This is a genomic window from Methylorubrum rhodesianum, assembly GCF_014199985.1.
Lineage (GTDB): Bacteria > Pseudomonadota > Alphaproteobacteria > Rhizobiales > Beijerinckiaceae > Methylobacterium > Methylobacterium rhodesianum.
Window position 1 is genome coordinate 82,628 of record NZ_JACHOS010000021.1, and the last position, 24,441, is coordinate 107,068.

The 24,441-nt window shown below is 70.2% G+C and carries 21 protein-coding genes; 6 read left to right on the top strand and 15 right to left on the bottom strand.

What is annotated here, in order from left to right; genetic code table 11:
• Positions 1-9: 9 nt before the first annotated feature.
• The gene (locus HNR01_RS24050) at positions 10-645 is read right to left on the bottom strand and encodes a LemA family protein (protein WP_183670320.1); all 636 of its coding nucleotides are present in this window, start codon (positions 643-645) and stop codon (positions 10-12) included.
• A 151-nt stretch (positions 646-796) separates the two neighbouring features.
• On the opposite strand from HNR01_RS24050, the gene HNR01_RS24055 reads away from it, so the two are divergent.
• Both HNR01_RS24055 and HNR01_RS24060 read left to right on the top strand, forming a co-directional pair.
• The gene (locus HNR01_RS24055) at positions 797-1,111 is read left to right on the top strand and encodes an Rdx family protein (protein WP_183670322.1); all 315 of its coding nucleotides are present in this window, start codon (positions 797-799) and stop codon (positions 1,109-1,111) included.
• 99 nt (positions 1,112-1,210) lie between these two features.
• Positions 1,211-3,352: a sensor histidine kinase gene (locus HNR01_RS24060; RefSeq protein WP_153875529.1), complete on the top strand. Its 2,142-nt coding sequence runs from the start codon at positions 1,211-1,213 to the stop codon at positions 3,350-3,352.
• Between the two features lie 58 nt (positions 3,353-3,410).
• On the opposite strand, the gene HNR01_RS24065 is transcribed toward HNR01_RS24060, so the two are convergent.
• The 4 genes from HNR01_RS24065 to HNR01_RS24080 form a co-directional block, all read right to left on the bottom strand.
• Positions 3,411-4,247, bottom strand: a complete 837-nt coding sequence (locus HNR01_RS24065) for an aldo/keto reductase (RefSeq protein WP_017485379.1) — start codon at positions 4,245-4,247, stop codon at positions 3,411-3,413.
• A 152-nt stretch (positions 4,248-4,399) separates the two neighbouring features.
• The gene (locus HNR01_RS24070) at positions 4,400-5,191 is read right to left on the bottom strand and encodes a Crp/Fnr family transcriptional regulator (RefSeq protein ID WP_183670324.1); all 792 of its coding nucleotides are present in this window, start codon (positions 5,189-5,191) and stop codon (positions 4,400-4,402) included.
• A gap of 111 nt (positions 5,192-5,302) precedes the next feature.
• On the bottom strand, positions 5,303-6,835 hold the full coding sequence (gene glgA, locus HNR01_RS24075; RefSeq protein WP_183670327.1) for a glycogen synthase GlgA: 1,533 nt from the start codon (positions 6,833-6,835) through the stop codon (positions 5,303-5,305).
• A gap of 267 nt (positions 6,836-7,102) precedes the next feature.
• Positions 7,103-8,710: an alpha-amylase family glycosyl hydrolase gene (locus HNR01_RS24080; protein ID WP_183670329.1), complete on the bottom strand. Its 1,608-nt coding sequence runs from the start codon at positions 8,708-8,710 to the stop codon at positions 7,103-7,105.
• A gap of 367 nt (positions 8,711-9,077) precedes the next feature.
• Between HNR01_RS24080 and HNR01_RS24085 the strand changes: the two genes are divergently transcribed.
• On the top strand, positions 9,078-11,624 hold the full coding sequence (locus tag HNR01_RS24085; RefSeq protein ID WP_183670331.1) for a glycogen/starch/alpha-glucan phosphorylase: 2,547 nt from the start codon (positions 9,078-9,080) through the stop codon (positions 11,622-11,624).
• 108 nt (positions 11,625-11,732) lie between these two features.
• On the opposite strand, the gene HNR01_RS28185 is transcribed toward HNR01_RS24085, so the two are convergent.
• The 4 genes from HNR01_RS28185 to HNR01_RS24105 all read right to left on the bottom strand — a co-directional run bounded on the left by HNR01_RS28185 (position 11,733) and on the right by HNR01_RS24105 (position 16,575).
• Entirely contained in the window at positions 11,733-11,999 is a 267-nt protein-coding gene (locus HNR01_RS28185) for a CPCC family cysteine-rich protein (protein WP_183670333.1), read from the bottom strand.
• Between the two features lie 94 nt (positions 12,000-12,093).
• On the bottom strand, positions 12,094-13,047 hold the full coding sequence (locus tag HNR01_RS24095) for a ferredoxin reductase domain-containing protein (RefSeq protein WP_183670335.1): 954 nt from the start codon (positions 13,045-13,047) through the stop codon (positions 12,094-12,096).
• Positions 13,048-13,090: 43 nt separating this feature from the next.
• Positions 13,091-13,501: a hypothetical protein gene (locus HNR01_RS24100; protein ID WP_183670337.1), complete on the bottom strand. Its 411-nt coding sequence runs from the start codon at positions 13,499-13,501 to the stop codon at positions 13,091-13,093.
• A gap of 143 nt (positions 13,502-13,644) precedes the next feature.
• A complete protein-coding gene (locus HNR01_RS24105; RefSeq protein ID WP_017485389.1) occupies positions 13,645-16,575 on the bottom strand; it encodes an EAL domain-containing protein in 2,931 nt (976 codons plus the stop codon).
• 311 nt (positions 16,576-16,886) lie between these two features.
• Between HNR01_RS24105 and HNR01_RS24110 the strand changes: the two genes are divergently transcribed.
• Together HNR01_RS24110 and HNR01_RS24115 are read left to right on the top strand one after the other, a co-directional pair.
• Positions 16,887-17,924, top strand: coding sequence for an MraY family glycosyltransferase (locus HNR01_RS24110; RefSeq protein WP_183670338.1), 1,038 nt, complete (start codon positions 16,887-16,889; stop codon positions 17,922-17,924).
• On the top strand, positions 17,921-18,844 hold the full coding sequence (locus HNR01_RS24115; protein WP_017485391.1) for an NAD-dependent epimerase/dehydratase family protein: 924 nt from the start codon (positions 17,921-17,923) through the stop codon (positions 18,842-18,844). Before HNR01_RS24110 ends, HNR01_RS24115 begins: the two co-directional genes overlap by 4 nt.
• 4 nt (positions 18,845-18,848) lie before the next feature.
• On the opposite strand, the gene HNR01_RS24120 is transcribed toward HNR01_RS24115, so the two are convergent.
• Positions 18,849-19,460: an FMN-dependent NADH-azoreductase gene (locus tag HNR01_RS24120; RefSeq protein WP_183670341.1), complete on the bottom strand. Its 612-nt coding sequence runs from the start codon at positions 19,458-19,460 to the stop codon at positions 18,849-18,851.
• Positions 19,461-19,536: 76 nt separating this feature from the next.
• On the opposite strand from HNR01_RS24120, the gene HNR01_RS24125 reads away from it, so the two are divergent.
• The gene (locus HNR01_RS24125; RefSeq protein WP_017485393.1) at positions 19,537-19,944 is read left to right on the top strand and encodes a winged helix-turn-helix transcriptional regulator; all 408 of its coding nucleotides are present in this window, start codon (positions 19,537-19,539) and stop codon (positions 19,942-19,944) included.
• A 19-nt stretch (positions 19,945-19,963) separates the two neighbouring features.
• Here the strand turns inward: HNR01_RS24125 and HNR01_RS24130 are convergent, their stop codons facing one another.
• The 5 genes from HNR01_RS24130 to HNR01_RS28080 form a co-directional block, all read right to left on the bottom strand.
• Positions 19,964-21,934, bottom strand: a complete 1,971-nt coding sequence (locus HNR01_RS24130; protein WP_183670344.1) for an SDR family NAD(P)-dependent oxidoreductase — start codon at positions 21,932-21,934, stop codon at positions 19,964-19,966.
• 102 nt (positions 21,935-22,036) lie between these two features.
• Positions 22,037-22,888: a DUF1206 domain-containing protein gene (locus HNR01_RS24135; RefSeq protein WP_017485395.1), complete on the bottom strand. Its 852-nt coding sequence runs from the start codon at positions 22,886-22,888 to the stop codon at positions 22,037-22,039.
• Positions 22,889-22,894: 6 nt separating this feature from the next.
• The gene (locus HNR01_RS24140; RefSeq protein WP_017485396.1) at positions 22,895-23,236 is read right to left on the bottom strand and encodes a hypothetical protein; all 342 of its coding nucleotides are present in this window, start codon (positions 23,234-23,236) and stop codon (positions 22,895-22,897) included.
• A 24-nt stretch (positions 23,237-23,260) separates the two neighbouring features.
• On the bottom strand, positions 23,261-23,827 hold the full coding sequence (locus HNR01_RS24145) for a Uma2 family endonuclease (protein WP_183670346.1): 567 nt from the start codon (positions 23,825-23,827) through the stop codon (positions 23,261-23,263).
• Between the two features lie 71 nt (positions 23,828-23,898).
• The gene (locus HNR01_RS28080; protein WP_309236234.1) at positions 23,899-24,057 is read right to left on the bottom strand and encodes a hypothetical protein; all 159 of its coding nucleotides are present in this window, start codon (positions 24,055-24,057) and stop codon (positions 23,899-23,901) included.
• Positions 24,058-24,441: the final 384 nt, after the last annotated feature.

Below are 24,441 nucleotides of genomic sequence, written 5' to 3' on the forward strand. Positions count from 1 at the left end.
CGCCGGGGGCTAGAACTTCACGTTCGGTGCGCGCTCGGCGCCCGGCGTCGAGGTGAAGGTCTCCATCGGCTTGGCTTCGGGATAGAACCACGAGGCGATCCAGCGGCCGGGGATGGTGCGGATCTCGGTGTTGTAGGCCTGGACCGCCTGAATGTAGTCGCGCCGCGCCACGGCGATCCGGTTCTCCGTGCCCTCGAGCTGCGACTGCAGGGCCAGGAAGTTCTGGTTGGACTTGAGATCAGGATAGGCCTCGACCGAGGCGAGGAGCCGCCCGAGCGCCCCCGAGAGCTGGTTCTGAGCGTCCTGGAACTGCTTGAACTTCTCTGGGTCGTTGACCGTCGAGGCATCGACCAGCACGCTGGTCGCCTTGGCCCGGGCTTCCGTCACCCGGGTGAGCGTTTCCTGTTCCTGCTTGGCGTAGCCCTTCACGGTCTCGACGAGGTTCGGGATCAGGTCGGCCCGGCGCTGGTACTGGTTCTGCACCTCGCTCCAGGCGGATTTCGCCTGCTCCTCCAGGCTCGGCACCCGGTTGATTGCGCCGCAGCCCGAGAGACAGGTCGCCAGCCAGAGCGCGGCGAGCGCGGACATGATCCGTCCAAGCACGCTGGTGCGGGCGGGCGCCGCGGGGCTGAAGGCGAGGGACATGGCGGGCGATCTCCGGAGCGAGCTTGGCGGCAGGGGCTGCTGCGGGAGATAGGGGGCGCGGACCGCGGCGGGAAGGGTCGGATTCGGCGTGAGCGCTCCTCTTCCGTCCCTCGCTTGACAATCCGCCTCCGATTGCGGCGGCGTACCCGTCATGAACGATGCGCCCGCTCCTGCTCCCGCTCGTCCCCGCATCACCATCACCTACTGCACGCAGTGCCAGTGGCTCCTGCGTGCGGCGTGGATGGCGCAGGAGCTCCTCTCGACCTTCCGCGACGATCTCGGCGAGGTCGCCCTCCGCCCCGGGACGGGCGGAGTGTTCGTGATCGAGGTCGAGTCCGAGGTCATCTGGGAGCGCGTGCGCGACGGCGGCTTCCCCGATGTGAAGGCGCTCAAGCAGCGGGTGCGCGACCGGCTCGATCCGGGGCGGGATCTCGGTCACGTCGATCGGCCGAGGCAGGAGGACTGAGGCGGGGCAGTTGGCACGCGGCCCCGCGGTGGGGCATGATGGGCGGGCGCCACCCTCAAAATCCTTCGTGCGAAGCCGCGGGACGCCTTGATCCGACGCATGCTCTCCCGGCTCGGCCAGCGTGGCTTCTCCACGCAGTTCTACCTGATCATGCTCGTGATCGCGCTGATCGGTCCGGGCCTGATCTTCACCGCGATCCTGCTGACCCGCTACGCCGCCACCGAGCGCGCCCGCTTCGAGCAGGACGCCCGGGAGAATGTGCGCGGGATCGCCCTGTCGATCGACCGCGACACAGCCGGGCTGGTCTCGGTGCTGCAGACGCTCGCCACCTCGCCGCGGCTCAAGGACGGCGAGTTCGCCAATTTCGAGAATCAGGCCCGGTTGGTGCGCGAGGCGATCGGCCTCGATCTCGTGCTGCGCCGTCCGGACGGGCAGCAGATCGTCAACACGGCCCTGAAACCCGGGGCGCCCCTGCCGGTAACCACCTTGCCGATCGACCGCGAACTGATCGACAGCGGGCAGCGCTCGATGGTGACGGGATATCTCGCGGGGGCGATGCCGGATCAGGCGCATTACGTCGTCGCGGTGCCCGTGCGGATCGACGATGGCGTCGCGTTCATCCTCAGCTTCGCCGTGCCCTTGAATCGCATCGCGGGCATCCTCGCCCGCGAGCAGGTCCGGGGCTGGGTCACGGGCGTCTCGGACCGTGACGCCATCGTGCTCGCGCGCCTGCCCGAGATGCCGGGCGTGGTGGGGCAGCCCCGGCTCGCCACCCTGCGCCAGACGATGACGGGCACGCCCGGCGTCTGGGAGGGGCGCGACCGCAATTTCAAGCCCGTCACCGTGGTCGAGGCGCGCTCGCGGCTCAACGGCTGGACCGTGGGGGCGAGCATCCCGCGTGAGCTGGTCGATGCGCGGCTGCGGCGCTGGATCTGGGCCTTCGGCGGCTTCGGACTTCTCGTGCTCGCCACCTCCTCGGTGCTCGCCGTTCATCTCTGGTCACGGGTCTCGAAGCCGCTGCGCCAGCTCGCAGCATCGGGGCCGGCACTCGCCCGCGGGCAGGCGATCCCGCGGGTCGCCTCGCCGATCCACGAGATCCGCCGCCTCGCCGACGTGCTCTCGGAAGCCTCCCTGCGGCTGCGCACCCGCTCCGAGGAGCGCGACCGGGCGCTCGCCGAGACCCAGCGCGGCCTCGCGGCCCTGCGCGAGAGCGAGGCGCGCTTCCGCCACATGGCCGATTCGGCGCCGGCCCTGATCTGGATGACCGACGAGACCGGCGAAGTGGTCTTCGCCAACATGCATTTCGATCATCTGTTCGGCCGCCCCGCCACGGAGATGGCCGGCGGCGGCTGGGAATCGATCGTGCATCCGCCGGATCTGCCGGCCTTCCGCGCGACGTTCCAGGAGGCATTCGAGCACCGCCACCCGTTCCGGGCCGAGATGCGGGTGATCGATCGCAACGGCGAGATCCGCTGGCTGCGCTGCGAGGGCGTGCCGCGGCTCGACGATCACGGCACCTTCCTCGGCTTCACCGGGTGCAACGTCGATGTCACCGACGCCAAGCGGGCCGAGGAGCATCTGCGCCTGCTCATCAACGAGTTGAACCACCGGGTGAAAAACACGCTCGCCACCGTGCAGTCGATCGCCATGCAATCCCTGCGCGGGCTCGACGGCGAGGAGGCGCAGGTGGCCAAGGCCGCCTTCGAGGCGCGGCTGCTGGCGCTCGCCCGCGCCCACGACGTGCTGACCCGCGAGAGCTGGGAGGGCGCCGAACTGAAGACGGTGGTGGCCGACGCGATCCGCCCGCTGGAGGCCGCCGACGGCGAGGCTTCGCGCTTCGCCGTCTCGGGCCCGCGCCTGCGGCTCGCGCCGCGGCTGGCTCTGTCGATCGCCATGGCCCTGCACGAACTCGGTACCAACGCCGTGAAGTACGGAGCACTCTCCAGGGAGGGCGGACGGGTCACGATCACCTGGACCGTACAGCGCCGGCCGGAACTCTCCCTTTCCCTGCGCTGGAGCGAGAGCGGCGGCCCGCCGGTCACGCCGCCGACACGGCGCGGCTTCGGCTCGCGCCTGATCGAGCGCAGCCTCGCCCGCGAACTCGCCGGCAAGGTCGAACTGCTCTACGAGCCCGACGGCGTGGTCTGCACGATCGAGGCGCCGGTGCCGCCGCCGGGCCTGCTCGAGCGGAAGGGGGGCACGCAGCTTGCCGCCACGAAGCCGCTGCCGCTCGCGGGGTGAGGGTGATGCCCGCCGCCCGCCGCGGGCTCATCCGGAGCGTGGTCGACGGGAGCGCCCGTTACTGGAACGTCATCGGATCCGGCCCGATCCGTCCATCGGCCCGGTCGAGCCCGGCGATGGCCGCGTGATCCTCGCTGGTGAGGGCGAAACCGAACACGTCGATGTTCTCGTGCATCCGGGCCGGCGTCGCGGATTTCGGGATCGTCACGAAGCCGCTCTCGATGTGCCAGCGCAGCACCACCTGAGCCGGGCTGCGCCCGAGGCGATCGGCGATCCGGGTGATGACGGGCTCGTCCAGCACCTGGGCCTGCCCCAGCGGACTCCAGGCCTCCGTCACGATACCGAGCCGGGCATGGGCCGCGCGGAGGGTGCGCTGCTGGAAGCGGGGATGCAGTTCGATCTGGTTGAGGGCCGGGGTGACCCCGGTCTCGCTCACGAGCCGGTCGAGCTGATCCTCGGTGAAGTTCGAGACGCCGATGGAGGCCGTGCGCCCCTCCTCGCGCAGGCGGATCAGGGCACGCCAGCTGTCGAGATAGAGGCCGCGGTCGGGGCAGGGCCAGTGGATCAGATAGAGGTCGATCTGCTCCAGGCCGAGCCGGGCGAGGCTTTCATCGAAGGCGCGAAGGGTCGCGTCGTAGCCCTGGCTGTCGTTCCACAGCTTCGTCGTCACGAACACATCAGGCCGGGGGACCACGGTCTCGCGCAGGCCCCGCCCGACCCCGGCCTCATTGCCGTAGGCCGCGGCGGTGTCGATCGATCGGTAGCCGCTGCCGAGCGCCGTGCCGACCAGGGCGGGCGTCTGCGCCTGCTGCAGACGCCAGACGCCGAAGCCGAGCTGGGGGATGGACCGTCCGTCGTTGAGGGCGATCGGCGGAACGGGGTCGGGGGCTGTCATGGCGTCTTTGTTCTCATGCGCTGCCCGAGCGAAGAGCCGGGGGCGGGGCACGGAGAATCGGCATGATCTTGCCTGTCGTACAGGCATCCTTCCGGGGGGGCAGGCCTGCGCGCGCGTCAGAGCCCGCGTCAGGATGGATGAGGAAGCCCGCCTCAGATCTCGCGCTGTGAACCGATCCGCAAGCCGTTCCCGCCCGCTTCGTGGTCGGGGGGCCGGATGAGGTGCAGATAGCTTGGGTCGAAATCGCAGAACGTCCGCAGGCGGCCCACATCCGGAATGTTCAGCCGGCGGTCCTTCAGCTGGATCAGCCCGGCCAAACGAAGGTCGCGCAGGATGCGGCTCACATGGATCGTCGTGATGCCGAGGATGTCGGCGAGCATCGGCTGGGTCAGGGGCAGCGGGCAGTCGTGCTCCCCGGCAGCACCGACGAGCTGCTGGCGCAGCAGCAACTCGCAGAACAGGTGGGCGATGCGCTTGTCGGCGGAGCGCTGGCCCATGCTGGCGAGCCATTCCCGCAGGATGCTCTCATCGACGAGGGTGGCCCACCAAAGGGCCCGGGCAAGGCGGGAATCGCGGAAGACCAGGGAGTCGATCCGCTCCTGTGGGATGTCGGCGACGGTGCAGGCGGTCAAGGCGGCGATGTAGTGGTCGGAGGGGCCGAGCACTACCGATTGCAGGTCGCAGAAATCGCCCGGCAGGAGCAGGCCGATGATCTGGCGCTGCCCGTCATCAATGAGCTTGTACCGGAAGGCGAAGCCTTCGAGGATGAGGTGGACGCCCGCCGCCACGTCGCCGGCCCGCACGATATCCTGCTGCGGCTCCAGGTTGCGATTGAACTTGGAGAAGTCGGCGAGAAGGGCTCGGTCCCCGGCATCGAGGTCCGGGCCGTGACGGAGACGGAGAATCAGAGGATTGCTGCGCGAGAGCGCCACGGTCGCATCCATGGACGCTCAACGCGGAACGCTCGGTTCCGTGCCATCAAAAATGCGACGAGGCGTTACGGGCAACCGCTCTTGTTGGGGTGGTGTTCCCGCCGGCCCGGATTCCTCCGGATCTCAGGCGGCCTTCCAGCGACGGGCGGTGTGGTTGCCGAAGGCGCGGGCGTAGAGGTTGCAGTAGTTCAGAGCCGCTCCGTCCCAACCGAAGGACCGCGACATCGCGCTGCGCCGCATGGTGTTGAAGCGCTTCTTCTGGCCGAAGGTCTCGAAGGCGCGACGGATCGCCGAGGCCAGACCGCGGGGAGAGGCCTCGCCGAAGGTGAAGCCGGTCACGCCATCCTCGACCGTATCGTTGAGGCCGCCGGTGCGGCGCACGATCGGCAGGGAGCCGAAGCGCTGCGCGTACATCTGCGCCAGACCGCAGGGCTCGAAGCGCGAGGGCATCAGCAGGAAGTCGCTGCCGGCGAAGATGCGGCGCGCTTCCGTCTCGCGGAAACCGACATGGACGCCGACATTCTCGGGATGGCGCCCGGCGAGGTCGCGCAGGGCTTCCTCGAACCGGCCCTCGCCCTGGCCGATCACCACGAGCTGCCCACCCTCGGCGACGATCGATTCCGCGGCACCGATGCTGAGATCGATGCCCTTCTGATGCACGAGGCGCGAGACGATGGCGAAAAGCGGCCCGCGGGAGACCGCCATGCCGAACTGTTTGCGCACCTCGTCGGCATTCGCCCGCTTTCCCTTCCAGTCGTCGGGCTCGAACCGGGTGGCGAGGTGCGGGTCGGTGCGCGGATCCCAGCTCTCGTCGATGCCGTTGAGGATGCCGGTCAGGCGCCCCTGCGCGGCGCGGGTGCGCAGCAGACCGTCGAGGCCGCAGCCCCCCTCGGGCGTGGTGATCTCGCGCGCATAGGTCTCGCTCACCGTGGTGACGTGCGAGGCGTGGTAGATGCCGGCCTTGAGGAAGGAGAGCTGCCCGTAGAACTCCACGCCGTCCATCTGGAAGGCGTAGTCCGGCACGCCGACCCGCCCGAGATTGTCCCGGTGGAACAGGCCCTGATAGGCAAGGTTGTGGATCGTCAGCACGCTCGGGCGGCGGATGCCGAGCCAGGACATGTAGGCCGGCGCCAGCGCCGTCTGCCAATCGTTGAGGTGAAGCAGGTCGGCCGACCAGAACGGGTCGATTCCGGCGGCGAGCTCGGCCGCCGCCCGGCTGAGGCGGGCGAAGCGCAGGTCGTTGTCACCGAAATCCCCACCCGCGTCGCCATAGGGCGTGCCGTCGCGCTCGTACAGGTCGGGCGCGATGAGGACGTAGACGCCGAGGCCGTCCGGCGTGGTGCCGAAGGCCAGTTCGCAGGCCGGTACGCCGGCGAAGGCACCGAGCCGGGCGACCGTCGTCAGGGCCTCGAGACCGGCGAGCACCCGCGCATAGCCGGGGATGAGGACCCGGACGTCGTAGTGGCGGCGCAGCGCCCGGGGCAGGGCGCCCGCCACCTCGCCGAGGCCGCCGGTCTTCACGAAATCCGCCATCTCGGGGGTGGCGTAGAGGATGCGGGGAAGGAGCGCGTTGCCGAGCCTCGGATCGGGATCGAAGGCGGATATCGGTGACGGCGGCTCGGCGACCGGACGCGCACCGAGATCCACGTAAGCCATCGACTCGCCCCCACGCCACCGGCGCTGCTGGTGAAAAGCGGGAAAAGCCGCTGCTGCGCTCGGCATTGCAATGCTCCGGAAGGCAATCCGTTCCGTTGCATCGCACAATTCAGGCCATGTTCAGATCAATATTTCTGAGGCTCGGACCGCGTTTTCGGCATGGGCCGCTTGCGTTTCGCGAATATCTCGCCCCAATCGGGCTTCCATCCTTCGCCACTGAGTCGGAGATCTCTCCGTGCGATGCAGCGAGGCGACGGCGGGCGAGCCCTATCGGCCGACCGCCTGGAGGACGACCCCCTCGTCCGGACCAAGCCGTAGGCTGCCCTCGGCCCGATCCCCCGCCCGGCCCGGGCAGGTCGAGAGCAGAATCGTCCAAGTGCCTCCCCCCTCGAGTGGCACCCCCCATTCCCGGTTGCCGAAGTTGAGCAGGATGCGCAGAGTTTCATCGCCGATGAAGCGCTCGAAGCCGAAAAGCTCGGCGGCGAAATCCGCCGGCAGGGAGAGGCTGCGCCAGTGCCCGATCGACAGGGCGGCGTGATCCCGGCGCAGAGAGAGGAGACGGCGGTAGAGCGTCAGGATCGAGCGGGAATCGTCGCGCATCGCATCGACGTTGCGTCGCTCCGCATCCGCGCTGAGCGGGAGCCAGGGCGTGCCGGCGGTGAAGCCCGCATTCGGTCCGTCCTCCCACTGCATCGGCGTGCGCTCCGGGTCGCGGCCGTGGCCGGGCTCGTTGCGTCCCCAAGGGTCCTGTGCCCGTTCGGGCGGCACCGGCACGTGCCCGAGGCCGATCTCGTCGCCGTAATAGAGCGTCGGCGTGCCGCGCAGCGTCAGCAGCAGCATCGCCGCGATGCGCGCCTGCGCCTCGCCGACGCGGGCGGCGATGCGTGGCTGATCGTGGTTGCCGAGCACCCAGTTCGGCCAGCCGCCCTCGGGCAGGGCGGCCTCGTACTCCGCCACGAGAGCCGCCACCGCATCGGCGCGCCACGGCGTCTGGATGAGTTGGAAGTTGAAGGGCAGGTCCGCCCCCGTCAGCCCGGGCCCGTAATACGTCACCAGCCGCTCGATCGGCAGGTAGATCTCGCCGATCAGTACCCGCTCGCCGTAGGCGCGCAGCACCGCGCGCATCCCGGCGATGACGTCGAGCACCTCGGGCTGGTCGCAGGAATGGACCTGGTGGAAGCGGTTGATCCCCGCCTGATCCGATTGGAAGTCCGAGTTTCGCGGGTTGTCGCGAAAGCCCTCGTCCTTGATCAGGTGCCAGATCACATCGACGCGGAATCCGTCCACGCCGCGCTCCAGCCAGAAGCGCAGGGCGTCGTGCATCGCCGCCCGCACTTCGGGATTGCGCCAGTTCAGGTCCGGCTGCTCGGGCAGGAAGGCGTGATAGTAGTACTGGCCGGTCGCCGGATCGCGGGTCCAGGCCGGGCCGCCGAAATTCGAGAGCCAGTTGTTGGGCGGACCGCCGCCGGGGCCCGGGTCGCGCCAGATGTACCAATCGCGCTTCGGATTCGTGCGGCTCGCCCGGCTCTCGGCGAACCACGGATGCTCGATCGAGCTGTGGTTGGGCACGAAGTCGAGGATCACCCGCAACCGGCGCCGATGCGCCTCGCTGATCAGGGCGTCGAAATCCTCCAGCGAGCCGAACAGCGGATCGACGGCGCAGTAATCGGCCACGTCGTAGCCGAAATCGGCCATCGGCGAGCGGTAGAACGGCGAGATCCAGATCGCGTCGACGCCGAGCCAGGCGAGGTAGTCCAGCCGGGCCGCGATCCCCCGAAGATCGCCGACGCCGTCACCGTCCGTGTCCTGGAACGAGCGTGGATAGATCTGATAGACTGTCCCGCTCTGCCACCAGACCGCCGCGGAGCCGCTCATCCCGGATATCGGGCCAGATATCGGACCGCCCATCGGACCTCCCGCGACGATGCCGGCGTCGCGCGCCGTTTCAGGGATGGCCTAGGGCCGTTCAGCAAGCCTTCAAGCGTCCGCCGGCATTTCTCGCGCGGGCCGGCGGTCGATGCGAGAGCGTTGTGTCCACAGTGACACAGGCGTGCGGGCACACGACTTGCGAAAGGCATGTTTGCACGCATGTGTCGCGATGTGTCTCGACAAGTCCGGCCACCGGCAACACCATGTCGGGGCAGGGCGACAGACCATGTCGTGGATCATCGTGCCGCCGCGAGAAGCGGCCGGGTTCCGCGCTCAACCGACATCCTCGGCTGCAACGAAGGGGGATACCCAGGTGCTGAACGAAGCTCTGTCCGTTCTCGTCAGGAACGGCGAAGCGGACACCTCCGCTTCATCGGCGAAGACGGCAAAGGCCGCCGCCACCTATGTTAAACCGCGTGCGAGCGCCGGGAACGATGCCGTCGTGGCGTTGCGCGAGGACATCCGCGCCAAGCTCGTCTACGTGCTCGGCAAGACGCCCGAGGCCGCCCGCGAGCGCGACTGGTTCGCCGCCACCGCGCTCGCGCTGCGCGACCGGATCGTCGATGCCTGCTACGGGGCCCAGGCCGGCACCGTGCCGGACAAGCGGGTCTATTACCTCTCGCTCGAATTCCTGATCGGCCGACTCCTGTCGGACGCGATGAACAATCTCGGCCTCGTCGAGACCACCAGGGCCGCGCTTCGCGACCTGGGCGTCGATCTCACCGACGTCGAGGGGGCCGAGCCCGACGCGGCGCTCGGCAATGGCGGTCTCGGGCGGCTCGCCGCCTGCTTCATGGAGAGCATGGCGAGCCTGTCGATCCCGGCGATCGGCTACGGCATCCGCTACGACCACGGCATCTTCCGCCAGTCGCTTGAGGACGGCTGGCAGCGCGAGGCGCCGGAGACCTGGCTCGCGGAAGGCAATCCGTGGGAGTTCGCCCGGCCGGAAGCGACCTACAAGATCGGCTTCGGCGGAAGCGTCACCATGACGAGCCAGGGCGATCACCACATCCGCCGCCACTGGCACCCGGCCGAGACCGTGAACGCCGTGGCCTACGACGTGCCGATCGTCGGCTGGCGGGGCAAGCACGTCAACGTCCTGCGCCTGTGGAAGGCGGAGGCCGACGCCCCGGTCGAGCTCGCCCGGTTCAATGCCGGCGACCATGTCGGCGCGGTGTCGGGCCGGGCCCGGGCCGAGGCGATCTCGCGGGTGCTCTACCCGAGCGACTCCTCCGCAGAGGGCCAGGAGCTGCGCCTGCGCCAGGAGTTCTTCTTCACCTCCGCCTCGCTGCAGGATCTGGTGCGCCGGCACGTGGCCGAGCGCGGCTCCCCGCGCTCGCTGCCCGACCACGCCGCGATCCAGCTCAACGACACCCATCCGGCCATCGCCGTGCCGGAGCTGATGCGCATCCTGATGGAGGAGCACGACCTCGCCTGGGAGGATGCGTGGCAGATCACCACCAACACCCTGCATTACACCAACCACACCCTGCTGCCCGAGGCGCTGGAGACGTGGCCGGTGGAGCTGATGGAGCGGCTGCTGCCGCGCCACATGCAAATCATCTACCTGATCAACTGGCTGCACCTCGAGGAGCAGAGCAAGAACGCAAGAGGCGGGGCGTCGGGTGGGGCGTTCGACGTGTCCACCGTCTCGCTGATCGATGAGACGCACGGGCGGCGCGTGCGCATGGGGCCGCTGGCCTTCCACGGCTCGCGCCGGGTCAACGGCGTCTCGGCGCTCCACAGCGAGCTCCTGAAATCGACCGTGTTCAAGGATCTCCACGCGATCGAGCCGGAGAAGATCATCAACAAGACCAACGGCATCACCTTCCGCCGCTGGCTGCACAACGCCAATCCGGAGCTCACGGCGCTCGCCGTCGAGGCGGCGGGCGAGGGCGTGCTCGACGATCCGACCCTGCTCGAGCGGCTGGTGCCGTTCGCCGACGATCCGGAGTTCCGCAAGCGCTACGCGGCGATGCGAAAAGTCCGCAAGAAGCGCCTCGCCCAGGTCATCGCCGAGCGCACCGGCGTCACCGTCGATCCGTCGGCGCTGTTCGACGTGCAGATCAAGCGCATCCACGAGTACAAGCGCCAGCTCCTCAACCTGATCGAAACGGTGGCGCTCTATCAGGCGATCAAGCAGGCGCCGCACAAAGACTGGACCCCGCGGGTCAAGATCTTCGCCGGCAAGGCGGCGCCGAGCTACGTCCAGGCCAAGCTCATCATCAAGCTGGCGGGCGACATCGCGAACGTCGTCAACAACGATCCCGAGATCGGCGACCGGCTGAAGGTGGTGTTCCTGCCGAACTACTCGGTGAGTCTGGCCGAGGTGATCATCCCGGCCGCCGACCTCTCCGAGCAGATCTCGACCGCCGGCATGGAGGCCTCTGGCACGGGCAACATGAAGCTCGCGCTCAACGGTGCGCTCACCGTCGGCACGCTCGACGGCGCCAATATCGAGATCAAGGACCATGTCGGCGCGGACAACATCTTCATCTTCGGCCTCGACGCCGAAGGGGTGCTCGCCCGCGCGGGTGAGCCGGACTACGCCGCCAAGGCGATCGCGGCCTCGCCCCGGCTCGCGGCGGCGCTCGACGCCATCGGCGACGGCACCTTCTCGCCGGATGATCGCGGCCGCTTCGCGCCCCTCGTGGACGAGCTGCGCCACGGCGACCGCTACCTGACCACCGTCGATTTCGAGGATTACTGGCGCGTCCAGCGCGAGATCGACGCCGCCTGGAAGCGCCCGGCCCAGTGGTGGCGCGCGGCGATCCTGAACACCGCCCGCATGGCGTGGTTCTCCTCCGACCGCTCGATGCGGGAATACGCTGAGGAGATCTGGCGGGTGAAGGTGGCCTGAGGGCCGGCAAGGTCTTGAGACGAAGCGAAGGGAGCGGCCGGATCGGCCGCTCCCTTCGTCGTTCTCGGATCAGCGGGCCGAGGCGCAATCGCGCATCGTCGATAGGCTTCAGGCTGAAGAGGACGTCGTAGGCGACCTCTCCGACGCCGTCGGAGGGCGAACGTGGCGAAGGTCGATGGGATCGGCGGCTTCACGGGCCGCGTCGTTCCGGCGGGCTTCGGTCAGCGACAATCCACGATCCGATCCGCCACGGACGCTGTCGGCATCGCGGTCACCCTGTCCGTCATCGTCCCAGGGGCAAACGGAGCAGGTTTTGAATCCGCTCCCTTCGCCGAGCATGAGGCCGCGACCGCAGGGACAGCGGTCGTCCGCCATTAGAGATTGCCCGTAATTACGGTCCCCGTTCACGGACCGGCGCGCGATCACCGCTCCCGATGACGGGAGGGGCCGGGTGCTCGCGGTTTACCCCTCACGCTCCCGGCTCGAGCGGGATCGGGTAGAACCGCGCCCCCGCCGCCGCCGCTAAAACCTCAACAGCGCCCAGCGTCGAGGGGCAGCCGGAGGCGTGCACCACGTCGGTCGCCCGCAGGCTCGGGATGTGGGCGGTGAGCGGGCCGGGGCGCACGTCGGGCGCCCGCTGGCGATGGCGGTCGGCGGCCAGCGTGATGCGGGTGACGCCGGTGGCGCGCAGCCATTCGAGCGACGGGCGCATGTAGAGGTCGAGCGGATCGCGGGCGCCGATCACGAGGCAGATCTCGCGGGCCGGCTCGACGTAGCGCGCGGCGCGGGCGATCGCCCAGATGCCGGCAAATCCCGTCTCCGCCGCCACCAGCACGAGGCGACCGCCGCCGGGGCGGTAGGTGCCATTGCCGACGGGACCCTTCACCTTGACCGCGCGGCCGGGCTCGACCGCGCAACCGAACAGGGCGGTGAGATCCTCCGCACATTCGCCGCGCAGGTGGAAGACGAGCTCGTTCAGTTCCGCTCCGCCTTCGACGCCGAGCGTCGGCGTGAGCGTGACCGGGCGACCGCCTTCGAGGGTGACGACGACCTGATCGCCCGGCTCGAAGGGCAGCCGCCGCTCCAGGGTCGCGACCACCTGCACGACCCGCGGCGCCAGGGCCGTGATGGTGTCGATGCTGCCGGTGCGGCGCACGACTGGCCGGGTCACGGTGCGGGCGGGCGACTTGACCGGCCGGATCGTCGCGTCCGGATCGGGGACGGACAGCGTCACCGCCTCCGCCCGCCGGGCGCGAACCGGCAGCCGCCGCGAGGCGGGCCCGGCGCCCTGGCCGACCAGACCGGTCATCGGGGCGATCACGCCGTCCGCCAGCGCGGTCTCCAGGGAGGTGTCGCCGGGGGAGACCCGCAGGGGCTGGCCGTTCACGACAAGCGAGCAACGGGCGCTCGTGGGAGCACGCATGGCGGCAACCCGCTCCGATCGGATGAGAGGTTTCTTGAAAGGATCAGAGCGGGGCGTGGATCAGGCGCTCGACCAGGGCGGCCCAGCGCGCGCGCACGGCCCGCGCCTCCTCGCCCAGCGTCTCCACCCCTGCGAGGCCGAGGCTGCTGCGGAGCGCCTCGCTCTCCCGGCGCTCGGCGGCGAGCGCCGCCTTCATCATCGCCACCTCGAGGCGCAGACGGACGAGGTCCGCCTCCGCGGCCCCGGGCTCGGAAGTCGAGACGGCAGGGCCCTGCGCCAGTTCGTCCGCCATGTCGTCCGCGGGCGTGTCCGACACGACGTCGGGCGGCACCTCCGCGACGACCGCCCGCGGCGGCACGGTCCCGGCCAGATGGGCGTGGATCGGGCGCGTCATGAGGCGCCGCATCGCGCTGCCGGAGAGGGCCGGGCTCCTGCGTCTCGTCGCCTCGATCATCGTCCATCCTCAGGCCGTCGGGACGCCGACGGGGCGACCCGAATACTTCCGATGGACCTTCCTTCAACATGGTTAAGGGAGTTTTAAACGGATGCTAGAGAGTCCGCCTCATCGTGAGATCTGTGCCTGGCCGGGCGGTGGAATCACGCCGCCTCGGGCGCGGCGCCGACGAGCTGGCGGGCCTGGAGCACGGTCATCGGTTCGCCGAAGGCCGCCCCTTGCGCGTAATCGCAGCCGAGTTCCTGCAGCCCTTGCGCATCCTCCTCCGACTCGGCGCCCTCGGCGATGGTGGCGAGGCCCAGCTCCTGACCCATCCGCAGGACCGAGCGCAGCATGGCGGTGCGCCCCTGGCCCATCTGGCGCACGAAGCTCTGGTCGATCTTGATCGTGTCGAAGGGGAAGCGCTGGAGATAGGAGAGCGCCGAGTAGCCGGTGCCGAAATCGTCGAGGACGAGGCCGGCGCCGAGATCGTGGATGCGGGTGAGCATCTGGGCGGCGTATTCCGGATTCTCCATCACCAGCCCCTCGGCCATCTCCAGCTTGAGCGAGCCGGGGAGCACGCCGGTGCGCGCGATCACCGTCTTCACGTCGTGCAGGAGGTCGTGGCGCAGGAGCTGGCGCGAGGAGACGTTGACCGAGGCGAAGATCGGCGGCTCGACGTCCAGCGAGCGCTGCCAGGCGGCGAGTTCCAGCGCCGTGCGCTCGATGGCGAAATTGCCGAGCCCCACGATGACGCCGGTCTCCTCCGCCACCGGCATGAAGGTCGAGGGCGGGATGCGGCCGAGCTTCGGATGATCCCAGCGCAGCAGCGTCTCGAAGCCGGCGACGGTGCGGTCCTCGAGCCGGACGATCGGCTGGAACAGCACCTTGATCTCGTTGCGCTCCAGCGCCTTGCGAAGGTCGGCCTCCAGCATCAGCCGGTCGGAGCGCTCCAGCCGCATGTTGGCGCGGAACACCTCGATCCGGTCGCCGCCGCCGCGCTTGGCCTGGATCATCGCCATCTCGGCGTTCTTGAACACTTCTTCGCGCCGCGTCTGCCCCGTGCTCTGGCCGCCGGCGCCCTGCGCCGCCTCGTGCAGGGCGATGCCGATGGAGACGGTGAGGAAGACCTCGCGATCGGCGTAGGTGATCGGGGTGGCGATGGCGCGCCGGATCATCTCGGCGAACGAGAGGATGCGGTCGGGCTCGCGTTCGGAGAGCAGGATCACCGCGAACTCGTCGCCCGCGACCCGGGCCAGGGTATCCTGCGGCCGCAGCAGCCGGCCGAGCCGGCGCGAGAGGGTGAGCAGGATCGAGTCGCCGGCGGAGAGGCCGATGGCGTCGTTGATCGCCTTGAACCGGTCGATGTCCAGCGCGATCACCGCTGGCTTGAGGCGCGGATCCTGGCTCGCCAGCGCCAGCGCCGCCTCCAGCCGGTCGTGGAACAGCTCGCGGTTGGGCAGGCCGGTGAGGCTGTCATGCACCGCGTCGTGCAGCAGGCGCTCCTCGGCGGTCTTGGCCTCGGTCACGTCGCTGATCGTGCCGACGATGCGGATCACCTCGCCGTCGGTGCCGATCACCGGCCGCGCCTTCAGACGGTACCAGGCGTAGGGGCCGTCGGCCGAGCGCAGGCGGAAGTCGTGGACGATGCGCCCGCGCCGCTCCTCGATCACGGTGTCGAGGGCCGCGGAGTAGCGCTCGACGTCGAAGGGGTGGAGCAGGCCGAGCCAGTTCGCGGCCGGCCCCTCGAGGGTGCCGCGCTTGAGACCGAGCTGCGCCTCGATCTCGGGGCCGGCGAAGACGCGGTCGCCGGGGACGTCCCAGTCGAACACGATGTCGCCCGCTCCCGTCAGCGCCAGCGCCCGGCGCTCGGTGTCGGAGACGAGGCTGTGGCTCAGGCCGCCGCCGGCGAAAGCGTGCTGCATCACCGTGAAGCCGATCAGCATGACGATGAGCACGAGGCCGCCGATCAGCGCCGGCTGCACGAGGTCGGAGCCGATCTGACCCGTGATGGCGAAGCCGGCCGCCACCACCCAGACCAGCAGCAGCAGCCAGGTCGGCACCAGCAGGATCGCCCGGTCGTAGCCGTTATGAACGGCCAGATACAGGATCAGCAGCAGCCCGACGCCCGCCACCGCCGCGATCGAGATGCGCGCCACGCCCGCCGCCACCGGCGGATCGAACACCGCGAGCGCCACGAGGCCGGCGAGGAAGGTCAGCCAGAAGAAGGCGACGTGGCTGTAGCGCACGTGCCAGCGCGACAGGTTGAGATAGGCGAACAGGAAGACGAGCAGGGTCGCGCCGAGCACGGCCTCGGCCGAGGCGCGGTAGATCCGCTCGGCGAGTTCGGTGACGGGAAACACCCGCTGCAGGAAGCCGAAATCGATGCAGGCATAGGCCAGCACCGCCCAGGAGAGCGCGGCGGCGGCGGGAAAGATGATCGCGCCCTTCACCACGAAGATGATGGTGAGGAACAGCGCCAAGAGCCCGGCGATGCCGATGATGATGCCCTTGTAGAGGGTCAGCCCCGAGGTCTTCTTGCGGTAGGCGTCCTGATCCCAGAGGTAGACCTGCGGGATGTTCGGACCTTTGAGCTCGGCGACGTAGGTGACCGTGGTGCCGGGATCGATGGTGATCAGGAACTGGTCGGCGTCGAGGCTCTCGTCGCGCTCGGGGCGGATGCCCTCACTCGCGGTGATCGCGGCGATGCGCGAGCCGCCGAGATCGGGCCAGATCACGCCGGAGCCGACGAGGCGGAAATGCGGGGCGACCAGCAGGCGGTCGATCTGCTCGTCGGTGTCGTTGGTGAGGGCGAACACCATCCAGTCGGGCCGCGCGCCGGCCTCACGGGCCTTCACCGCGATGCGCCGCACGATGCCGTCCTTGCCCGGCGCGGTGGAGATCTGGATCAGGTCGCCGTCCGAGCGGTAGCGCTCGATCATCGGAGTCAGGTCGATCGCGGGCGCGTCGAGGGTGACGCGCACGGCTTCGACCGCGAGAGCGGGGCTGGTGGTCCCGAGGAGGCCGGCGAGGGTGCCCGCCACGGCCGTCAGGATCGCGAGGGCCAGGGCAAGGGCCAGGGAAAGCGTGCGCAACGGGCGATTCTTGACAGCCGGCTTGAGCGGTGGAGGCGAGCGGCCAAGTCGTATCGGCGGCATCCCGCCCCTGCAAGGCGAGCCGGCCAGGGACGCGCGGCCCGCCCACCGCTCTTTCGGAGGACCGCGTCACGCGGATCGCGTGGCTTTGCGGCCAAAACAAGTTGGGGGCGGTCGGGAGACGCCGCGACGGCCTCGCTTGTGCGGAGGAGGGCGGGTAGAGCGGGGAATATGCGAAGGATCGGAAGCCGCCGTCCCAAAACCCTGCCCCGCGGAGAGGCGAGGACTCCTTCGCGGCTTCCGGCGACCCGATGACCCTTGTCCCCCTTCTCACGGTGCCGCTGGCGGCTCTACTCTCCGCCGGCCTGATCCTGCTGCTGAAACCGCTGCTGCAGCGCTACGCCCTGGCGCGGCCGAACGCCCGTTCCAGCCACCGGGTGCCGACCCCCCAGGGCGGCGGCATCGCCATCATCGCGGCCGCGCTGTTCACGGTGGCCGTCCTGGCCGTGCCGGCCGGGGTCGCGTTCAAGGGGGCCGAGCTGCCGGTGCTGGCGCTCGCGGTCCTCGCCCTCGCCACGGTCGGCGCGGTCGACGACATCCGGCCGCTACCGGCCTCGCTCCGGCTCGTGATCCAGGCCGGGGCGGTCGCCGCCGCCGTGCTCGCCGCCGAGGGACGCATTCTGCCGGACGCGCCGCTCTGGTTGGAACGCGCCTTCGCGATCCTTGCCGGCCTCTGGTTCGTGAATCTCGTCAACTTCATGGACGGGCTCGATTGGATGACGCTGGCCGAGTTCGTGCCGCCGACCGCCTTCCTGTTCGCCCTCGGCCTCGCCGGCCGCTACGCCCCCGAGCCGACGCTGGTCGCTGGCGCCCTGCTCGGCGGCCTCCTCGGCTTCGCGCCGTTCAACCGGCCGGTGGCGCGGCTGTTCATGGGCGATGTCGGCTCGCTGCCGGTCGGGCTGATCGTGGCGTGGCTGCTGTTCCGCCTCGCGGGGGAGGGGGGGGCGGGCACCGGAGGCTTGGCCGCCGCGCTGATCCTGCCGCTCTATCCCCTGGCCGACGCCACGCTCACCCTGCTGTGGCGCCTGCAGCGGGGTGAGGCGGTCTGGCAGGCCCACCGCAGCCACTATTATCAGGTCGCCACGCTCAACGGCTTCTCCGTGCCGGAGGTGGTCGGCGCGGTCTTCGCCGTGCAGGTGGCGCTGGCCGGGCTGGCGGGCGCGACCTTGCTTTGGCCTTCTCCGCCCGTCACGCTCGCCTGCCTCGTCCTCGCGGCGGGGCTCGTCGGGTGGCTGCTGCGCCGGTTCGCGGCGCCGCGGGCCGACAGGGCGGGAGGGAAAGACCGGTGAGCGGAAAGCTGATCGCGCTGACGGGAGCCACCGGCTTCATCGGACGCCACCTGCTCCGGTCGCTCTCGGCGCGGGGCTACCGGGTGCGGGTGCTGCTGCGCCGGCCGGTCGAGGTGCCGGAGGGCGCGAGTGGCGCGGTGGTCGGGGATCTGGCGCGGCCGATGAACATGGCCGCAGCCCTCGCCGGCGTCGATGCGGTGGTGCATTCCGCCGGGCTCGCCCATGCCATGTCCGGCGCCCCGGAAGACGACTTTCGCAACTCGAACACCGAAGCGACGCGCAAGCTCGCCGAGGCCGCGCAGCGGGCGAAGGTTGGCCGCTTCGTCTTCCTGTCCTCGATCCGGGCCCAGATCGGTTCGAGCGCCCCGGCTCCCCTATCCGAGGCGGATGCCGCGGCTCCCACCGATGCCTACGGCCGTTCGAAGCTCGCAGCCGAAGAGGCGCTGGCCGGAACCGGGCTCGACTGGGTCGCCCTGCGCCCGGTCCTCGTCTACGGCACCGGCGTGAAGGGCAACATGGCGGCGCTGCTCAAGCTCGCCCGCACGCCCTATCCGCTGCCGCTGGCGAGCCTGACCGGGCGCCGGTCGCTGGTTTCGGTCGAGAGCCTTGCCGGCGCGGTCGCCACCGTGCTGGAAGCATCCAGCCCGCTCAGGCGCTCGCTGGTCGTGGCCGACCCCGATCCACTGACGCTGCCCGAGATGCTGGCCGCGCTCCGCGCCGGTCTCGGCCGCGGACCCGGCCTGCTGCCCTGCCCCGTTCCGCTGATCGGGCTGGCCTGCCGCGCCACCGGTCGCGAGGCGGCCTTCGACCGGCTCTCCGGCTCGCTCGTCGCCCGTGCCGAGGGCCTGGAGGCCCTGGGCTGGCGGCCGGCGCAAGCGTCGCGGGACGGGCTCGCGGCGCTGGCGCGGGCGGGCGGTTGAGGCTTCAGGCGGCCTCGAGCGCCGCCGCGGCGTCGAGGGCGCCGGACAGCGCCCGCTCGCGGGCCTCGGGGCCCAGGGCGATGCCCTCGGCGACGATGATCTCCGGCGCCGTGATGCCGATGAAGGCCAGCACCGTGCGCAGATAGGTCTCCGCGTGCTCGGCCGCGGCGGCCGGCGTGCCCGGTCCGTACAGTCCGCCGCGCGAGACGACGGCGATGACGCGCTTGTCGCCGGCGAGGCCCTCGGCCCCCGACGGCCCGTAGCGGAAGGTGATGCCGGCCACGAGGATGCGGTCGATCCAGGCCTTGAGCTGGCTCGACAGGGTGAAGTTGTAGAGCGGTGCGCCGATCACCACGATGTCGGCCGCCAGAAACTCCTCCAGCACCTGCCGGCCGAGCTCGACGTCGTGCTGCACGTCGGGCGTGTTGGTGGCGTTGGGCTGCGCCCCGGCGAGGACCGCGCCGGAAAGGTGCGGCAGCGGTGCCCGGGCGAGGTCGCGGTAGGCGACGTCGAGACCGGGATGCTGCGCCCGCAGGCGGTCGACGATGGCCGCGGAGACGGTCCGGCTGACAGAATGCGGGCCCAGGATGCTGCCGTCGACGTGAAGGAGCTTCATGTTTGATCCTCGGTATCACAATGGAACCGAGGCGCTATAGATAACCACCATCCGCTCTGCGCAAGGAGGCACATTCTTGGAACCCGGGCACATCGAGGGAACCGGCACGGCCGGGCAGCCTGACCATTCCGGGCAGGATTGCCGCCTCGTCGGCACCGTTCTGGCGCGGATCGGCGACAAGTGGAGCGTTCTCGTCGTCATGATGCTGGGGGACGGTCCGCGACGCTTCAACGAGCTGAAGCGGATGATCGGCGGGATCTCTCAGCGGATGCTCACCTTCACCCTGCGCGGTCTGGAGCGCGACGGACTGGTGACACGCACGATCTTCCCGACGATTCCGCCGCGGGTCGATTACGAGCTGACCGAGCTCGGGCGCTCGCTGCGGGAGCCGATCCAGGCGCTCGGCGCCTGGGCCTTCGCCCACTTGCCGGAGATTCAGGAGGCCCGCGCCCGCTTCGATCGCCGCGACGGCGACGGGGCTTGAGCCCCGGCCGGTCGAGGGGTCAGGCGGTCGCCGCGGCGGTCTGGGCGGGCGGCGCGTTGCTCTCGGGCTTCGTGTTCGGGATGGCCGCGGCCCGGTTTCGGAAGTCGGGGATCGCCTCCTCGAACACGGCATCGGCCGCCGCGCGGTCGCCCGCCGCGACCGCCGCGCGCAGGCGGAGAATCCATCTCTCTAGGACGGCGCGGTCGGCGAAGACGGGCTTGGCCGCCATCACCCCCTCGATCCCGTCCAGCGTCACGCGCGGCTCCTCCTTCGCGAAGAGGATCTCGTTGAGCCGCTCCCCCGGTCGCGCCCCGGTGACCTGGATCTCGATCTCCGCACCGGGCTCGAAGCCCGCCAGCCGGATCATCCGCTCGGCCAGGTCGCGGATGCGCACGGGCTGGCCCATTTTCAGCACGTAGACCGCCGCGCGCTGGTCGCCGGTGTCGCCGCGCCCCTCCGCGTCGGCGTGGGAGGCGGCGGTGAGCACGAGATCGGAGGCCTCGCGCACGGTCATGAAGTAGCGCACCATCTCGGCATGGGTGACCGTGACCGGTCCGCCGCGGGCGATCTGCGCCTTGAACACCGGCACCACCGAGCCCGCCGAGCCCAGCACGTTGCCGAAGCGCACGGCGATGAGCCGGGTCGCCTGCGGGCCGGAGCGCTCCGCGTCGAGCGATTGGGCCACCATCTCCGCGAAGCGCTTGGTGACGCCGAGCTGCGAGACCGGCTCGATCGCCTTGTCGGTCGAGATCATCACCAGGGCGCGGGCGCCCGCGGCCACCGTCGCTTCGGCGACGTTGATCGAGCCGAACACGTTGGTCTTGATGCCTTCCGCCCAGTCGCGCTCGAGATAGGGCACCTGCTTCAGCGCCGCGGCATGGAACACGTAGGTCGGCCGGAAGTCGCGGATGATCGCGTGCAGCCGCTCGCGGTCGCGTATATCGGCGAGCGCACCCTCGACCTCGGCCTCGGCGTGGAGCAGGGCAGGACCGTTGAGGACGGCGTGGAGCGCCGGTTCCGAGTTCTCGATGACGAGCAGCGCCGCGGCGCCGAAGGCGACGGCGCGGGCGCAGATCTCCGAGCCGATCGAGCCGCCGCCGCCGGTCACCACCACGCGGGCACCGGTCAGGAAGCGTTCGAGCCGCGGCCGGTCGATGGCGACGGTGGGCCGGAGCAGCAGATCCTCGATCTCCAGCGGCGCGAGTTCGGCGTCGCGCATCCCCTCGCCGAGGCTGGTGACGCGGGCGAGCGGAAGGCCGAGCCGCCGGGCGCGGGCGATCAGGTCGTCCGGCTCGGATTCGGGCGCCAGCGCGCTCGGCGTCGCCACGAGCCGACGCACCGGCAGGCCGCGATTGGCAAGATCCGCCACCACCTGTTCGAGGTCGCGAAACCCGCCGAGGACGGGCACGCCGCGCATCATTTGGCCCGCCTCGTCCGCCCGGGGCGAGAGGATGCCCTTCGGCGACAGGCGCTTGACCGAGCCGGATTCGATCGCCCGCAGCACGATCTCGATATCGGCGCCGCGTCCGAGCAGCAGCGTCGGCGTGGTGGCGCTCCGGGCTTGGCTCTGCCGGGAGCGGGCGTATTTCATGTAGCGGAAGGCCAGCCGCGGCCCCCCGAGCAGGAAGATCTGCAGCACCCAGTAGAGCGCGATGGCGACCTTGCCGAAGAAGTAGAACCCGTAGAGGTTCGAGGAGACCAGCACGTAGTCGAGCACGAGCAGCGTCAGCGCGGTGACGCTGGCCGCGCGCACGATGCCGGCGAGATCGGGCAGCGAGGCGAAGCGCCACTTGGTGCGGTAGAGCCGGAACCACGCGTAGACCAGCCCGGCATAGGCCAGGAACGGCGGCAGCAGGATCGGCAGCGCGTGCAGGCGCTCGGCCAAGGCGCCGTCCTGAAAGCGGAAGACGAAGGTCAGCACCACGGCCGCCGCGGTCGCGGCGAGGTCGTGGACGACCATCACCGCCGTCTTGAAGGTGCGCTTCTGCATGGTGCTTTGTGTCAGAGCATCGGCCGGAACGATGGATACCGGTTACCAGTCAAAGGCCGATGCTCCAGGCGGAGCGCGGTATCGGCGCCGGCCGGGGGGATGTCAACGCGCGGCGCGGACCGCCTTGGCGACCACCCCGTTGGCATCGCCGAGATCCGGGGCATCGATGTGGCGGTATCGGGCCTGGATCAGGCCGAACGCGCCGAACGCGAAGTGGCCGGCGGCGACGATGGCGAGAAGCAGCCAGCCGTAGGGCTGCGCCCTCAGCGCCGAGAAGGCCCCCGAAAGGCCCGTGGCCTCCGAGGAGGCTTGCGTCCAGGCCGCGGTGAGCACGAAGCCGCCGATCATCAGGAACACGAGGCCCCGCGCGGCGTAGCCGAACCGGCCGAGCCGCTCGATCCAGGTCTCGGAGCCGGCGGGCAGGGCGAGCCGTTCGCTGACATTGCCCTTCCAGGCCTTGGCGCCGTAGCCGATCCCGGCGGCCACGATGCCGAGACCGACGATTCCGACGAGCCAGGGACCGAGGGGCTGGTCGAGCAGCCACTTGGTCCAGTCGCGCACCCCGTCGCCGCCGGCGGAGGCACGGCCGATGCCGAAGGCGAGGCGGGCCGCGGTGAGGCTGAGGCCGGCATAGATCACGGCACTGATCAGATGGGCGCCGCGCACGACGAGCGCCTTGGGAGAGCGCCCACGCCGGTCGGCGTCGGTCGCACCCTCGACGACGCGCCACAGGGCGAAGCCCGCGAGGCCGAGGGCGATCAGTCCGACGATGACGGCGCCGAACGGGCCGCCGAGCACCGCCCGGATCGCGCTCTTGCTGTCACCGGCCGATCCGCCCTGGCCCAGGGCGGCGAGCACGGCCAGCGCCCCCACGACGCAGTAGACGAAGCCGCGCGCGCCGTAGCCGAAGCGGGCGAGGTGCTCCAGTGCGTTATCGTTCCGGCTCCACGCCATAACGGGTCAGTCGCGCTCGCGGTCGGGCTTGCCGGCCAGCGCCACGTAGAAGCCGAGGCCGTCGCCGGCGGGCAAGGTCTGGAGCCGCTCGATCCAGCCGCGGCGCTTGGCGTCGAGGAGCTGACGTCCGATCGGCTGGAACAGGGTCTCGCCTCCGCCTTCCGGCGGCGGGTCGAGGCGGATCGCCACGGTCTTGCCCTTGGCGAAGCGGCTGCGCTCCAGCATGTCGGTCAGCGAGGCTTCCGCGGTCGGGCGGTTGGCCCCGCGCAGATCGAGCACCGATTCCGCGTCGGTGACCCCGAGCGAGCCGCGCAGCTTGTTGGCGTAGTAGTCTTCGAAATGGGGCAAGGCCGGTCCCGCGCGGGTTCGTCGTCAGAAGGCGATGTCGTCATAGATCTCAGCAACGGCCAAGTCGCCGCCGAGTTCGGACAGGCCGATCGCGGCGCTCGGGCCGTGGGCCTCGAATGTCCAGCCGGCATCCGGACCACGACGCCACATCTCGACCCGCGGCTCGTCCTGATAGACGGCCATGAAGTGCTTGAGCGAAGCGATGCTGCGATAGAAATCGGTTTTCCGGCCGCGGTCCCGGCTCATGGTCGAGGGCGAGAGCACCTCCGCGAGGAGGATGGGATCACGGGCATAGCCGTCCTTCAGCATCGGCCCACAGCGCACCACTACGTCGGGGATCGGTGCGAAGGTGTCCATGCTGTCGCTCAGCACCGCGATGCCGGGAACGGCGCGACAGCCGCGGTCGCGGGCGGGATCGGAGAGCTTGCGGGCGAGGTTCAGCACGATCTGCTGGTGCCGCTCGCGCTGCGGCGCCATCGGGGCAGGCTCGCCGTCGAACAGCTCCCAGCGCTCCTCGTCGGGACGGTCGACGGCCCAGACCTGATACTCCGCCACCCGCATGCCGGGGTCGCGCCGAAGAGCGAGCGCCATCGAGGGGCCTCCGAGAACGGAGGCGATGCTAGCACTGCCCAGATGGCAAGCAAGCGGTACGCGGTGCAGGATCAGAGGGTGAGGCGCGCATAGATCTCCGCGACCGACAGCGCGCCGCCGAGTTCGGGCAGGTCGATGATCGCGCCGGGACCGGCGAACTGTGCCATCCCGTCCGGGATGCGGCGCCCGACCCCGACCTGTGCCCCGTCCTGATGCACGGACAGGGGCACGGCGAGGCCGTCGAGCCGCTTGACGAGGTTGGTGACGATGCGCTGATGCCGTCATGTGCTGGCGACATCTGGATCGGGACGCCGTCAATCCGCTCCCAGCGCTGGTCGTCCGGCCGGGTCGCGGCCCAATTCCGATACTCGGCGACCCGCATGCGGGTGTTGCGGCGGCCTAGCTCGGCCATCGCTCAGCCTCTGGTCCGAAGGCTGGGACGCCAACAAAAAAGGGCCGCCCCGGACAGGGCGGCCCTTGTCGTGCCTTGAGACGAAACAGCCTCAGCCGTGGACGAGAACGTTGCGGAACTGCCAGGGGTCGCTGGGGTCGATGTCCTCGGGGAACAGGCCCGGACGGTCGCTGAGCGGCGTCCAGTCGGTGTAGACGCCCAC